Source organism: Burkholderia sp. PvR073, assembly GCF_054055695.1.
Window position 1 is genome coordinate 489642 of the sequence record NZ_JBSRXO010000002.1, and the last position, 14433, is coordinate 504074.

The window sequence follows — 14433 nt, forward strand, 5'->3', positions numbered from 1 at the left end:
ATCCGTTTGAAGTGCGAATGAATGAGGTGGGCGAGCGGGACGCTCAGTCCGCGAGCGGACGGTGCGCGGTCTCGCGCGCGGCGAGCAGCGCGATCGAGGTCACGACGAGCGCCGCGGTAACGTACAGCGACACGGCTGTCGTCGTCCCCGTCTGGCGGAACAGCGTTGCGATCACGAGCGGCGCGAAGCCGCCGCCGACGATGCCGGCGAGCGTGTACGCCAGTGACGAGCCCGCATAACGGACGCGCGTCGGGAACTGCTCGGTGACGAACGCGCCTTGCGGGCCGTACATCACCGCATGGATCACGAGGCCGATCGCGACGGCCGCGACGATCGCACCCGGCCGCGCCGTGTCGAGCATCGTGAAGAACACGAACGCCCACACGATGCCGGCGAGCGCGCCGGCGAGGTACACCGGACGGCGCCCGAAGCGGTCCGACAGCGCGCCGAAGAACGGCACCGCGAGCGCGTTGCAGGCCGTGCCGACCATCACCGCCGTCAGCGCGACGGGGCGCGACAGGTGCAGCACGGTCGTCACGTAGGTCAGCGTGAACACGACGATCAGCGCATACAGCACGTCGGAGCCGATGCGCGAGCCGCCGGCGATCAGCAGGCGCCGCCAGTGGCATTTCAGCACTTCGGCGACGGGCACTTCGGCGGTCGCGTGCGACTCGGCGAGCTGCTCGAACTGCGGCGTTTCGTCGACGCCGCGGCGCAGCCAGAAGCCGAACACGACGAGCAGCGCGCTGGCCGCGAACGGCACGCGCCAGCCCCACGACAGGAAGGTGTCGGACGTGGTGGACAGCGTCACCAGCGCGATGCAGCCGGTGCCGAGCAGCGTGCCGAACGACGGGCCCATCTGCGTCCACGACGCGGACAGCCCGCGCCGCTTCTGGTCGCCGTGCTCGACCGACAGCAGCACTGCGCCGGCCCATTCGCCGCCGAGCGCGACGCCCTGCACGAAGCGCAGCGCGACGAGCAGGATCGGGCTCAGGATGCCTGCCTGCGCATAGGTCGGCAGCGCGCCCATCAGCGCGGTCGTGATTCCCATCAGCACGAGCGTGAGCATCAGCACCGCGCGGCGGCCGATGCGGTCGCCGAGGTTGCCGAACACGAAGCCGCCGAGCGGACGCGACACGTAGCCCACCGCATAGGTCGAGAACGCGAGGATCGTGCCGGCCAGCGGGTCGACCGACGGAAAGAACAGATGGTTGAAGACGAGCGCGGCGAGCGTGTTGTAGATCGTGAAGTCGTACCACTCGAGCGACGTGCCGATCATGCTCGCGGACGCGAGTCGGCTGTTGCGGACACGGCGGGGCGCGTGGGCGGCGGGCTGGGCGAGAGTGCTCATGGTGTCGGGCATGTCGTGAAGGATGACGGGGGACGCGCGGGGGTCGATGCGCCGGCCGCGTGCGGATGACGGACGCCGCGGCCGGTGGCGAAGCCGGCGTTCAGGCCGGCAGGGCGGCGGCCGGCTGCGTTTCGGCGCCTGCCACCGGCAGCGGCGCGGCGGCGCGCCACATCAGGTCGAAGGTGCGCACGTCGTCGTGACCGGCGATGGCGGCGGCGACCCGGCGCGTGGCCGCGGCGTCGCTGCCTTCGATCAGGACGAGCGCGTCGGCGGCCGGACGCGCGGCCGCATCGGCGCCGATCGGCGCGGACAGGTCCGGCGCGGTGCGGAACAGGCGTGCCGCATGGATGCCAGGTTCACGCAGCGCCGCGTCGAAGCGCTCGCGCAGGCGCGGCACGTCGATGCGTTCGGGCGGCAGCACGAACAGCGCGAGATGCACGCCTTCGCCATCGCCGGCCTCGATCGTCAGGTCGCCGACCCGCCGCTGCGTGCCCGTCATGCGCTCGAAGTTCGCGAGCGACCATGCGGTCTGCTGCGTGAACGCGCGCCGGTAGGCGTCGCCGCGGAACACGTCGAGCGTGTCCGTCACGTACAGCGCGAGATACTTGCGCGGGCCGCCGTCGGTCGCGCGAAACCGCCGCGCATGCGTGAAACCGGGAATCGCGACACGCTCCTGCATGTGCTCGCGGTCGTACCACGCGTTGAAATCGGCTTCGTGCGCGGGGTCGATATCCGTCCAGACGCAGAGCTGGCCGTGCGGAAGGGAAAGGCGGGTCATTGCGGGTTCCTTGTGACGGGGGGTGTCAGGAACCCGCAGTGTCCCGAAGACGGGCCGTGCCCGTCCAACAAGAAAACAAATTCGCGGTGAACAGGTTTTCTTATGAGCGGCGCGGACGGCGTTTCGCCGCAGCGGCGGCGGGCGGCGCGGATTTCGGCGTGCGTTTTGCCGCCGCGGTTCCGGTTTTTGTCGCCGGCCGGGCAGCGGCCTTGCCGACGGAATCGGCCTTGGCCTTTGCCGATGCGGCCGGCTTCGCATGACTCGCGGCGGCCGGCATCGCGCGCGCGACTTCGCTCGCCAGCTCCGCGATGCGCGCGGCGACCGGCAGGCCCTGCGTGCGATACGACGCGACGAGCGGCAGCGCGGGGAATTCGGGTTCCACGTCGAGCAGTTCGAGTGCGCCTTCCTGCAGTTCGCGCCCGATGATCGCGGGCGGCAGCGCGGCCACGCCGAAACCGTCGGCGACGAGCCGGATCATCGCGGCGACCGACGTGATGCAGTTGATGCTGGCCGGCCGCTCGACGGCAGCGAACAGCCGCTCGATCGTCGCGTGCGGCCCCGAATGGCGCGAGAAGCTGATGATCGGGTACGCGGCAAGCCGCGCGACGTCGAGCCGTTCGCCGCCGAGCCCGAGACGCGGGCTCGCCGCCCAGTGCACCGGGAATTCGCACAGCGGCAGGTTCGTGAAGTCGGGGCCGGGCACCGGGTCGGTCTGCAGGATCAGGTCGACGCCGTCGGTGCTGAGCAGGCGGATCAGGTGCAGCGTCGTGTCGCTCGTGATCTCGACGTCGAGGCGCGGATAGCGCTCGCGCAATTGCGCCATCAGCGCCGGAAACCAGCTGTGCACGATCGACTCGATCACGCCGATCCGGATCAGGCCCGCGTCGCTCGCCGCGTCGATGTCGCGCCGCATCTCGCCGTCGAGCCGCACGATCCGCTCCGCGTACGCGAGCATGCGCCGGCCCGCGGGCGTGAGCGTGGCCGAACGCGTGTTGCGGTCGAACAGCCGCACGTCGAACGCCTCTTCGAGCGACGCGATGCGGCTCGACACGGCCGCCTGCGTCGTGTGCAGTTTCTCGGCCGTGAGCCGGAAGTTCTCCAGCTTCGCGAGCCAGACGAAGGTTTCAAGAAACCGGATGTTCATCGAATTCCGAACGGTGAGGCGGTGCCGCACGAAGGCGGCGGGATCGGTCGATGTTAGCGGATTTCGGGGGCGGGAAACGAGCGGGGCGCGTGCGGGGCGTGTGCAGGGCCGGGCGCGGCCGACGCAGTGCCGGACGACGTGTGCGGCACGTCGCGCGGTCGCGCTCAAGCACGCATCGCGCGGATGCTTCGCCCTCCGGCGTCAAAGCTTGTCGAACGCGAGCGTCGGCACATCGACGACCGTCGCGCCGCCGTCGGCGACGAGCGTCGCGCCCGTCACGAACGACGCGTCGGGCGATGCGAGGAATGCGCACACGGCCGCGATTTCGTCCGGATCGGCCGCGCGCCGCAGCGGCACGTCGGCGCTCACGCGCGCATACGCACCGTCGAGCGTGTCGCCATGCGCGGACATCAGCGGCGTCATTTCCGCATCGGCCATCGGCGTGCGAACCCAGCCCGGGCACACCGCGTTCGCACGCACGCCGTGCGGCCCGTAGTCGCGTGCGAGCGACCGCGCGAGCCCGAGCAGCGCATGCTTGCCGACCGTATAGCCGCACACGCCCGGCCCGGCCGCGAGCGCGGCGATCGACGCAACCAGCACGATGCTGCCGCGCTGCGCGATCAGGTCCGGCAGGCACGCGCGTGCGCTGACGAACGCGGTGTCGAGATTTGCGTGCATCGCGTCGCGCCATTGCGCGTCGTCGGTTTCGTCCGCGCGGCCGAGGCCGTGGCCGCCCGCGCACGCGACGAGCGCGTCGACGGGGCCGAACCGTTCGGCGATCTCCGGCAGGAAGCGGGCCCACTCGGCCGTGCTCGCGGCGTCGCCGGCGAGTGCGAGGCCGCCCGTCTCGGCGGCGAGTGCGTCGAGCGGCGTCCGGCGTCGCCCGATCAAGACGACGCGCTCGCCGCGGGCGGCGAAGCGGCGCGCGCACGCGGCGCCGATGCCGGTGCCTGCGCCGGTGATCGCGATCGTTCGGGGTTGCGGGTGCGTCATGTCATTCTCCGGAAGGGTGTCGTTTCCGGTCACTTTAGGCGGCGTCGACGCACGCCGGTATCCGCCGAAAGGATGAACATGTACCGGCCGGACGGCCGAGGGTTGCGCGCGGCACCGGGCCGGCTGGATCTCGGCCATTTTGCAAAGGCTGACGATCCTCGGCGCCGAATCGCTCTATCCTCCGTATTTTTGCGACAAGCCGCAAAAGCCCGGCAAAATAGCACGGGCGTAGCGCGGGCGAGCCCGCGCACCGGCGCGGCGCGCCGGCCGATTCCGTCGTGCACGCGGAACGGCAGGCGGCGATATCGGCGTGAGCGTGCGCCGGATACGGATCCATCGCGTCCGCCGATCGCGCCTGTCGCGGCGGCGGATCGCCCGGTTGCGCATCGTGCGGCCGGACCATCGACAAGAGCAGGGAGGGGCCGGCAATGAGGCTGGACGACGAAACAGAAAGCGCGAACGTCGAGGATCGACGCGGCGGCGGCGGGTTCGGCGGGCGCGCGACGATCGGCATCGGCACGATCGTGGTGGCGCTGGCCGCATCGTATTTCTTCGGGATCGACCCCCGCGTCGTGCTCGAAGGCGCATCGGCGCTGCAGGGCCGGCAGCAGCAGGCGCAGCCCGCGCCCACGCAGCACCAGGGCGCGCCGGCGAACGATCCCGGCGCGGTGTTCACGCGCAAGGTGCTCGGCAATATCGAGCGCACGTGGACGGGCGTGTTCAACACCCAGTTGCATGCTCAGTACGAGGCGCCGAAGCTCGTGATGTTCACGAACTCGACGCCGACCGCGTGCGGCACCGGCCAGACCGCGATGGGGCCGTTCTACTGTCCGGGCGACCACAAGGTGTATATCGATCTCGGTTTCTATGACGAATTGCGCAAGCGGTTCGGCGCGGGCGGCGATTTCGCGCAGGCCTACGTGATCGCGCACGAAGTCGGCCATCACGTGCAGAACCTGCTCGGCATTTCCGACAAGGTCGATGCCGCGCGCCGCCGTTCGAGCCAGGCGCGTTCGAACGCGCTGTCGGTGCGGATGGAATTGCAGGCCGACTGCTTCGCCGGCGTATGGGCGAACAACGCGGAGCGCGCGAACCAGCGGCTGATGGAACCCGGCGATTTCGAGCAGGGGCTGAAGGCGGCGGCCGCGATCGGCGACGATCGGCTGCAGCAGCAAGGCCAGGGCTACGTCGCGCCGGAAAGCTTCACGCACGGCACGAGCGAACAGCGCGTGTACTGGCTGCGGCGCGGGATGGAAGCGGGTGAAGTGAGCGCCTGCGACACGTTCGCCGCGAACGCGCACTGACGGGGCGGGCGCGCCACCCGCCGCCCGCTGACGAATTGCCGATTTGGGCTCACCGGCCCATTTCGGCGCCGGTAGGCTGGCCCGAACTTCGACGCGTCGGCCGCCGGCCGCTCCCATCATGCCGACCCCATCCGTTCCCGCCGACCACGAAGCCGCCGACTGGCAGCGCGCGCTGCATGCGTGCGTCGCTGCGTTCGATGCATTCGCGAGCCCGTCCGCGATCGTGTTCTACCGGCTCGACCTGAGCGGCGAGCCGGCCGATTTCGAGCTGTTCGGGATGCCGGAGTCGATGCATCGCACCTACCTCGCGCGTTACCGGATGCTCGATCCGCTGCATCCGTCGCGCTGCGCGGCGGGCATTCGCGCGGTCGTGACGCTCGCTTCCCAATTGCCTGACGAAAGACGTGCCGCGTCCGCGTACTGGACCCGTTTCCTGCGGCGGCACGATGTCGCCGACGTCGTCGAGATCTGGCTGCGCGACGACGCGGGTCGCACCGTCGGCGCGTTTTCGCTGCTGCGCTTCGGAAAAGGCGACGCGCACGGCAACAGCACGGCGGGCCGGTTCGCGCCGGGCGAGGTCGACGCGCTGGCGCGGCTGCAGCCCGTCGCGGAAGCGGCGCTCGTCCCACTGCTGCGTGCGCGGCGCGGGATCCACCGGATCGGCTGCGAGGAGCGGCTGACCTACCGCGAGGAACAGATCGCACGCCTCGTGCGCGACGGCCGCTCGAACAAGGAGATCGCACGCGATCTCGCGCTCGGGCAGCCGACCATCAAGACGCACCTGATGCGCATGTACCGGAAGCTCGGCGTGTCGAACCGCACGGAACTGGTCGGCGCGTTGTTCCTGTAATTTTTCCGCCTCCGCCTCCGCCTCCGCCTCCGCCTTCACGCCGCCTTCACGCCGCCTTCACGCCGCCTTCACGCCACACCATTCATCCGACGATAGCGCGGCGTTCGCACGCCGCCATTCCACGTTCCCGAGTCACCCGCGTGTCGATCCGCCACGCGCTGCCAATTTGCGCTCACCGGGCGCGATCCCCCATCGATACAGTGGTTCGACGCCCGCATGCCCGCACGCACGCGGCCCAGCCACGACAATCATCGAGACGCCCATGAGCACCACGAACTTCGTCGCCGTCAGCGACACCGTGCGCACCTTCGTCGCACGCGACTTCGGCCTTTTCATCGACGGCGCGATGCAGCCCGCGCACTCGGCCGCACGGCTCGACGTGTACGACCCGGCGACGGGCGAGCGGCTCGCGACGGTCGCGGATGCCGACGCGCACGACGTCGATCGCGCGGTCGCGAGCGCGAAACATGCGTTCGACACCCGCGTGTGGAGCGGGCTGCGCCCGGCCGAGCGCGAGCGCATCCTGCTGAAGCTCGCCGAGCTGATCGAAGCCGACGCCGAGACGCTCGCGCAGCTCGAAACGCTGAACCAGGGCAAGTCGATCCACGTGTCGCGCGCGATCGAGGTCGGCGCGAGCGTCGAATACGTGCGCTACATGGCCGGCTGGGCGACCAAGATCACCGGCCAGACGCTCGACGTGTCGATCCCGTTCCCGCCCGGCGCGCGCTATACGGCCTATACGCGCAAGGAGCCCGTCGGCGTGGTCGCCGCGATCGTGCCGTGGAATTTCCCGCTGATGATCGCGGTGTGGAAGCTGATTCCGGCGCTCGCGGCCGGCTGCACGATCGTGCTCAAGCCGTCGCCGGAAACGCCGCTCACCGCGCTGCGCCTCGCCGAACTCGCCCGCGAGGCCGGCGTGCCGCCCGGCGCGTTCAACGTCGTCACCGGCGGCCGCACGTGCGGCGCCGCGCTGTCGAGCCACCCGTCGATCGCGAAGATCTCGTTCACCGGCTCGACCGCGACCGGCAAGCTGGTCGGCGCGGCGGCCGTGCAGAACATGACGCGCTTCTCGCTCGAACTCGGCGGCAAGAATCCGATCGTGATGCTCGACGACGTCGACGTCGCGCAGGCGCTCGACGGCGTCGCCGCCGGCGCGTTCTTCAACCAGGGGCAGGTGTGCGCGGCCGCGTCGCGCATCTACGTGCACCGCAGCAAGTTCGCGCAGCTCGCGGACGGCCTCGCGGGCGTCGCGCAGTCGATGAAGCTCGGCGCGGGCCTCGACACGACCGCGCAGATCAACCCGCTCGTCTCCGCGCACCACCGCGACAAGGTCGTCGAGCACATCGAAGGCGCGCGCCGCGCGGGCCTCACGTTCCTCGCGGGCGGCACGCCGGCCGACGATCTGCCCGGCTACTACGTGAAGCCCGCCGTGATCGCCGATCCGCATCCGGACAGCGCGATCGTGCGCGACGAGGTGTTCGGCCCGGTGATCGTCGTCGTGCCGTTCGACGATGCGGCCGACGCGGTGCGGCTCGCCAACGCGTCGCCGTACGGCCTTGCCGCGAGCATCTGGAGCAACGACCTGAAGCGCGTGATGAACCTCGTGCCGCAGATCGAGGCCGGCACCGTGTGGGTGAACTGTCACATTCCGCTCGATCCGTCGATGCCGTTCGGCGGCTACAAGCAGTCGGGCATCGGCCGCGAGTTCGGGCAATACGCGATCGAAGGCTTTACCGAAACCAAATCCGTCTGCATCGCGCACTGACGCGCGGCGCCAACGCCGACCACCTCGAACCCGAGCGATCGAGGTTCAACCGATCCGACAGTGGAGACTGCAATGAGCTACAACGAAGCGAAGTTCTGGCACCCGATGCTGCACCCGAACGAAATGAAACAGCGCAAGCCGATCCGCATCGTGCGCGGCGACGGCTGCTACGTGTTCGACGAAGAGGGGCGCAAGCTTGTCGACGGCGTCGCGGGCTTGTGGAACGTGAACGTCGGGCATAACCGCCAGGAAGTGAAGGACGCGATCGTGCGTCAGCTCGACGAACTCGAATATTTCCAGCTGTTCGACGGCATCTCGCATCCGCGCGCGGAAGAGCTGTCGAAGAAGCTGATCGACATGCTCGAGCCGGAAGGGATGCGCCGCGTGCTGTACAGCTCGGGCGGCTCCGACTCGATCGAGACCGCGCTGAAGATCGCGCGCCAGTACTGGAAGGTGCGCGGCCAGGCCGACCGCACGAAGTTCATCTCGCTGAAGCAGGGCTATCACGGCACGCACTTCGGCGGCGCGTCGGTGAACGGCAATACGGTGTTCCGCCGCAACTACGAGCCGAACCTGCCCGGCTGCTTCCACGTCGAGACGCCGTGGCTGTACCGCAACCCGTTCACGCAGGATCCGGAGGAACTCGGCCGGATCTGCGCGGAAATGCTGGAGCGCGAGATCCAGTTCCAGAGCCCCGACACGGTTGCCGCCTTTATCGCCGAACCGGTGCAGGGCGCGGGCGGCGTGATCGTGCCGCCGGCCAACTACTGGCCGCTCGTGCGCGAGGTGTGCGACCGCTACGGCGTGCTGCTGATCGCCGACGAAGTCGTGACGGGGTTCGGCCGCAGCGGCAGCATGTTCGGCAGCCGCGGGTGGGGCGTGCGCCCAGACATCATGTGTCTCGCGAAGGGGATCTCGTCCGGTTACGTGCCGCTCGGCGCGACGGCCGTGAACGCGCGGATCGAGGACGCATTCGCCGCGAACGCGGACTTCGGCGGCGCGATCATGCACGGCTACACGTACGCCGGGCACCCGGTTGCGTGCGCGGCCGCGATCGCGAGCCTCGACATCGTCGTGAAGGAAGACCTGCCGGCGAACGCGGCGAAGCAGGGTGCGTATCTGCTCGAAGCGCTGCGGTCGTTTCCGGAACGCTTCGCGGCGGTCGGCGAGGTGCGCGGCAAGGGGCTGATGCTCGCGCTCGATCTCGTCGCGAACAAGCAGACCCGCGAGCCGATCGACCCGCTGTCCGGCTATGCGAACGCGGTCGCGGAAGTGGCGCGCGAGCACGGCGTGCTGGTGCGTCCGGTCGGCACGAAGATCATCCTGTCGCCGCCGCTCGTGATCCAGCGCGAGCCGCTCGACCGGATCGTCGATGCGCTCGCGGCGGGCTTCGAGACCGTGCCGTTCGCGTGAGGGTGTAAGGGCCGTAAGGGCGTGCTGTCGTGACCGCGTGAGCGCGTGAGGACGAACCGGCGGTGGAGGGCGGGATAACCCGCTCCCCACCGCCGTTTTGCCGATTTGCGCTATGACCGAATTATTTTGCCTGCGTATTTTTTCGACATCGGATCAAGTTTGATCGACAGGGGCCTGGGGTCGAAGCGCTGACGCGCTGCCCCGGGCCGACCGCGAAGCACGGAACGGGCGCCGCAGCGGCGGCGCCGGCCGAAACAGGAAGGAGACGACGATGTCGGGATGGTCTGGAGTGACCGGCGCCGCGGGCGAAACGCCCGCCGGTGCGCCGGCTGAAGCGGGCGGCGGCACGGTGCTGACGGCGGGCGCGGTCGGGTTTCCGACCGCGCTGGCGAGTGCCGTCGGCCTCATCATGGCGAGCCCGGTGATCCTCACCGCGACCTCGGGCTTCGGGATGGGCGGCTGGGCGTTCGCGGTCGCGATGATCATCGCGTTCGTGATGATGCAGGCGCAGGCGACGACGTTCTCCGAAGCCGCCGCGATGCTGCCGACGGCCGGCTCGGTTTACGATTACCTGTCGTGCGGGCTCGGCCGCTTCTGGGCGATCACCGGCACGATTTCCGCGTATTTCCTCGTACACGTGTTCGCCGGCACGGCGGAGACGATCCTGAGCGGCATCATGGCGCTCGTGAGCTTCGAGTCGCTGAACGCCGCGTTCGAGAAGCACAACAGCTCGTGGCTCGTCGGCGTCGGCCTCGTGGTCACGTTCGCGATCAGCAACATCATCGGCATCAAGGTGTTCAGCAAGCTCGAGATCGTGCTGACGGCCGGCATGTGGCTGTCGCTGATGATCTTCGGGATCCTCGGCCTCGCCGCGGCGCCCGCCGTGCATCTCGATGGCTGGTTCGGTGGCTCGGAAGTCGGCACGTCGGTGCCGGCCGTGCTGTCGCTGGTCGGGATGGCGATGTTCATGTTCGTCGGCTGCGAGTTCGTCACGCCGCTCGCGCCGGAAATGAAGGCGCCGGGCCGCACGATTCCGCGCGCGATGGCGCTCGGCCTCGTCGGCGTCGCGATCTGCATGTTCCTGTACGGCGCGGCGATCCGCCGCCAGGTCGCGAACGTGCCGGTCAGCCCCGACGGCCTGACGCACCTGCTCGACACGCCGGGCGCGATTCCCGCGTTCGCGCTGCAGGTGCTTGGGCCCTTCGGCCGCGTGTGGTTCGGCATCGCGTTCCTGTGCGCGGGCGCCGCGACGATCAACACGCTGATGGCCGGGCTGCCGCGCATCCTGTACGGGATGGCGATCGACGGCGCGCTGCCGCGCTGCTTCGCGTATCTGCATCCACGCTTCAAGACGCCGGTGGTCGGCATCGTCGCGGCGGCGATCGTGCCGATCGCCCACGCATGGCTGATCCACGGCAACCTCGACAGCATCCTGCACCTCGTGCTCGCCGCGACCTGCGCATGGGGCACCGCGTACCTGCTCGTCACCGCGTCGGTCGTGATGCTGCGCATCCGCCGTCCCGACCTGCCGCGCCCGTACCGTTCGCCGCTGTTCCCGCTGCCGCAGATCGTGTCGAGCGTCGGCATCGTGCTCGCGATCTGGTACATCACGCCGCCGGGCATGAACGCGCGCGACATCTACGTGCCGTTCGGCGCGATGCTCGGGCTCACCGCGCTGTATGCGCTGTTCTGGACGGTCGTCGTGCAGCGCCGGCATCCGTTCAAGCCGGTGCCGGTCGAGGAAGTGCTGCGCCGCGAGCACGTCGCGTCGTGAAGCTCGCCTTCACCCGGTGGCGCATGGCGCCCGACACACCGCCGCCCGGCCACCGGCCCGGCGCGATCGCCGCGCGCGTGCTGGCCGACCTCGGTGCGGTGCGCGAGGCGAACGGCGGCGCGGCCGACACCATGGCCCGGCTGCCGAACGGTGTGCACGTGCGCGTCGACGAACGCGTCGAGCGTCAGTTCCTGATGCATACGGTCAGCGTGCAGGTGATGGTCACCGCGCACGGTCCCCCCGCACAGGGCCGCGCACGCGTGCTCCAGACCGGCTGGCTGCGGCGCACCGGCGTCGCGGCCGAACCCGAGCGGGGATGCGACCCCGGATTCGCGCGCGCGGTGGCCGCACTCGTCGCGCAGCCGTCGCTCGCCGATGCGTTGCGCCCGCTGCACCTGACCGACTGCACGATCGCCGCGCACGACGGACGCTGGACGCTTGCCGTCGTGCCGTTCGGCGGCAGCGAGGTGGTGAACCGGATGCCGTCGTTTCGCCGCTATGTCCGCCTGACCGGCGAGCAGGCCGCCGCGCTGTCGGCGGCCTGTCTTGCATTCGAAACCGCACTGCGCGGAATTTTGCGGGGGTAAGCTGTGCCGCTGCGAGCCGTGCGGCCGCAACGTGGATTCAGGGTTTTACCGGAGACGCCGATGCTGTTCCAGTCACGCTCACACGAAGACGTGCATGACCACGGGCTCGCGATCGCCGGTTGGCATCAGGTCTACCGCCAGATGACGCCGGGCCGGTTCAGGGGCACCGTCACGCAGGTGCTGTACGACGACTTCCATTTCTTCCGCGAGACGACCAACCGGCGTGTCGCGCAAACCGGCCTCGCGCCGGCCCGGCGCACGTCGCTCGCGGTACCGTTGTCGGTGCCGCTCGCCGGCACGTTCCAGGGCCAGCCGATCGACGGCTATGCGCTGCTCGCGCTGCGCGCCGGCGAGGATTTCGAATTCCATACGCCGGAAGGGATGGGGCTGGTCGGGATCAGCGCCGCATCGGACATGGTCGACGAGCTGTGCGAAGCCGAGTTCGGCGCGGCCGGCGCGCGCAAGCTGCGGCACGTCACGCGGCTGTCGGACGAGCAGGGCGTCGCGCTCGGCGCGCGGCTGTCGTCGCTGATCGACGACGCGCAGCGCAATCCCGGCTGCCTCGAATACGCGGCCACCCGCAAGATGTTCCGCGACGCGATGCTCGGCATGTTCCTCGATGCGCTCGATCAGGGCATCGGCGTCGAGCGCCGCGACATCACGCACGCCACCTACAGCGATATCGTCAGCCGTTGCGAGAAGCATCTGCGCGACCGGCCGGAGGAACCCGTCACCGTGCTCGAACTGTGCCGCGCGCTGCGCTGCAGCCGCCGTACGCTGCAGACGAGCTTCCAGCGCGTCGCCGACGTCACGCCCGTCGGCTATTTGCGCACGATCCGGTTGAACGCGGTGCGGCGCCTGCTGCGCACCACTGGCGCGCACCAACTCGGCGTCGGCGAGGCCGCCGCGAGCTGGGGCTTCACGCATCTGGGCTATTTCGCGCGCGAGTATCGCGACCTGTTCGGCGAGCTGCCGTCGCAGACCTTGCGTCCCGAATGACGTCTTCGCGCCGCGACGCTGACGCCGCGCGCCATCGTGTGTTACCCGATCGCTTCACCATTTGCTGATTTGGGATAGAGGTCCCGAATTTTCGCTGGATAGAGTCCTGTCACCCATATCGACAACTCCATCGATCTGCACTGCGAATCGATGACAACAGAGGGGCGGGACATGAAGATCGGACGACGACTGGCCGCGGCCGCAGCCACGCTGGGTTGCATGCACGCACACGCGCAGACCTCCGGCAGCGTGACGCTGTACGGCACCGTGGACACCGGCATCATCTATTCGACGAACCAGCAGTTCACCCGCGCCGACGGCAGCACGGGCGGCGGCCATGCGTGGCAGATGGGCGGCGGCAACCTGGTGCCGTCCCGCTTCGGCTTCCAGGGCGCCGAACCGCTCGGCGGCGGGCTCGACGCGGTGTTTTCGCTCGAGCAGCAGTTCCTGTCCGCGAACGGGCAGGCGCTGCAGGGCGGCACCGCGTTCAGCCGGCAGGCGTGGGTCGGGCTGCGCCAGGATGGAATCGGCACGCTCGGCCTCGGCCGGCAATACGACTCGTATACGGACATGCTCGGCGCCTATGTCTCCAGCAACAACTGGGCGACGCCGTACGGCTCGCATCTCGGTGACGTCGACAACCTGAATGCCGCGTTCAACTTCAACAACGCGGTGAAGTTCACCAGCGCGGACTTCCGCGGCCTGACGGTCGGCGGCACGTTCAGCTTCGGCGGGCAGGCCGGCGACTTTTCCGCGAAGCGCGGCTATGCGGTCGCGGCGACCTATACCCGCGCGCCGATCGCGTTCTCGGTCGGCTATCTCGACCTGCACCAGCCGCTCGATGCGGCGCTCGGTGGCGCGAGCGGCTATATCGGCGACTTCGCGTGCAGCAACCCGGGCGCGATGTACTGCCTGCTGCAGGACGCCGGCTCAATGCGCGCGTTCGGCGCGGGCGGCTCAGTGACGCTCGGCGCGGCGACGCTCGCGCTGACCTACACGCACACGCGCCTGGGCGACAGCCGTTATTTCTCGACCGACGCGCAGCCGCGCACGCAGGCGTTCACGTTCGACATCGGCGAGCTGAACGTCACGTACATGTTCACGCCGGCGTTGCAGGGCGGCGTCGCGTATATCTTCAACGCCGCACACACCGACGGGCGCGGCACGACGCGCTTCCACCAGCTCAACGTCGGCACGAACTACAGCCTGTCGAAGCGCACCGCGCTGTACGCGGTCGCGATCGGCCAGATCGCGAGCGGCGCGGGGCTCGGCACCGACGCGAACGGCAACGCGGCGAACTACGCGCAGATCCCGGTGCTCGCGAACAGCAATTCGAGCCGCCAGCTCGCGGTGATGGCCGGGATCCGCGTGAACTTCTGACGGCGCGCGCGCCGGCCCGGGCGGGGGCGGCCGGCGGCGCCGGCGGCCGGTTCCGCCGCGTGCCACAAATTCTTAACGATCGACGTGAACAATGG

Annotated in this window: 12 protein-coding genes; 8 read left to right on the top strand and 4 right to left on the bottom strand. The window is 69.5% G+C overall.

The window, feature by feature from the left end; all coding sequences use genetic code 11:
- Window positions 1–43: 43 nt before the first annotated feature.
- From ACVK00_RS09415 to ACVK00_RS09430, 4 genes are all read right to left on the bottom strand, one after another.
- Window positions 44–1363, bottom strand: a complete 1320-nt coding sequence (locus ACVK00_RS09415) for an MFS transporter (protein WP_284895342.1) — start codon at window positions 1361–1363, stop codon at window positions 44–46.
- Window positions 1364–1451: 88 nt separating this feature from the next.
- Complete coding sequence (locus ACVK00_RS09420; protein WP_284895341.1) at window positions 1452–2129, bottom strand: DUF4286 family protein; 678 nt, start codon at window positions 2127–2129, stop codon at window positions 1452–1454.
- A 100-nt stretch (window positions 2130–2229) separates the two neighbouring features.
- Window positions 2230–3273, bottom strand: a complete 1044-nt coding sequence (locus ACVK00_RS09425; protein WP_228908102.1) for a LysR family transcriptional regulator — start codon at window positions 3271–3273, stop codon at window positions 2230–2232.
- Window positions 3274–3474: 201 nt separating this feature from the next.
- Window positions 3475–4266 (bottom strand): SDR family NAD(P)-dependent oxidoreductase, encoded by a 792-nt coding sequence (locus ACVK00_RS09430; protein ID WP_284895340.1) that lies wholly within the window; start codon window positions 4264–4266, stop codon window positions 3475–3477.
- A 428-nt stretch (window positions 4267–4694) separates the two neighbouring features.
- Between ACVK00_RS09430 and ypfJ the strand changes: the two genes are divergently transcribed.
- From ypfJ to ACVK00_RS09470, 8 genes are all read left to right on the top strand, one after another.
- Window positions 4695–5570, top strand: coding sequence for a KPN_02809 family neutral zinc metallopeptidase (gene ypfJ / locus ACVK00_RS09435; RefSeq protein WP_006755273.1), 876 nt, complete (start codon window positions 4695–4697; stop codon window positions 5568–5570).
- A gap of 118 nt (window positions 5571–5688) precedes the next feature.
- Window positions 5689–6420: a helix-turn-helix transcriptional regulator gene (locus ACVK00_RS09440; RefSeq protein ID WP_284895339.1), complete on the top strand. Its 732-nt coding sequence runs from the start codon at window positions 5689–5691 to the stop codon at window positions 6418–6420.
- 262 nt (window positions 6421–6682) lie between these two features.
- A complete protein-coding gene (locus ACVK00_RS09445; protein WP_284895338.1) occupies window positions 6683–8185 on the top strand; it encodes an aldehyde dehydrogenase family protein in 1503 nt (500 codons plus the stop codon).
- A 72-nt stretch (window positions 8186–8257) separates the two neighbouring features.
- Window positions 8258–9598 (top strand): aspartate aminotransferase family protein, encoded by a 1341-nt coding sequence (locus ACVK00_RS09450; protein WP_175744926.1) that lies wholly within the window; start codon window positions 8258–8260, stop codon window positions 9596–9598.
- Between the two features lie 271 nt (window positions 9599–9869).
- Window positions 9870–11372, top strand: coding sequence for an APC family permease (locus tag ACVK00_RS09455; protein WP_284895337.1), 1503 nt, complete (start codon window positions 9870–9872; stop codon window positions 11370–11372).
- A complete protein-coding gene (locus ACVK00_RS09460; RefSeq protein WP_284895336.1) occupies window positions 11369–11959 on the top strand; it encodes a DUF3156 family protein in 591 nt (196 codons plus the stop codon). The genes ACVK00_RS09455 and ACVK00_RS09460 overlap by 4 nt, the downstream gene beginning before the upstream one ends.
- A gap of 60 nt (window positions 11960–12019) precedes the next feature.
- Window positions 12020–12958 (top strand): helix-turn-helix domain-containing protein, encoded by a 939-nt coding sequence (locus ACVK00_RS09465; protein WP_166725453.1) that lies wholly within the window; start codon window positions 12020–12022, stop codon window positions 12956–12958.
- A 171-nt stretch (window positions 12959–13129) separates the two neighbouring features.
- Window positions 13130–14338, top strand: coding sequence for a porin (locus ACVK00_RS09470; protein ID WP_284895335.1), 1209 nt, complete (start codon window positions 13130–13132; stop codon window positions 14336–14338).
- Window positions 14339–14433: the final 95 nt, after the last annotated feature.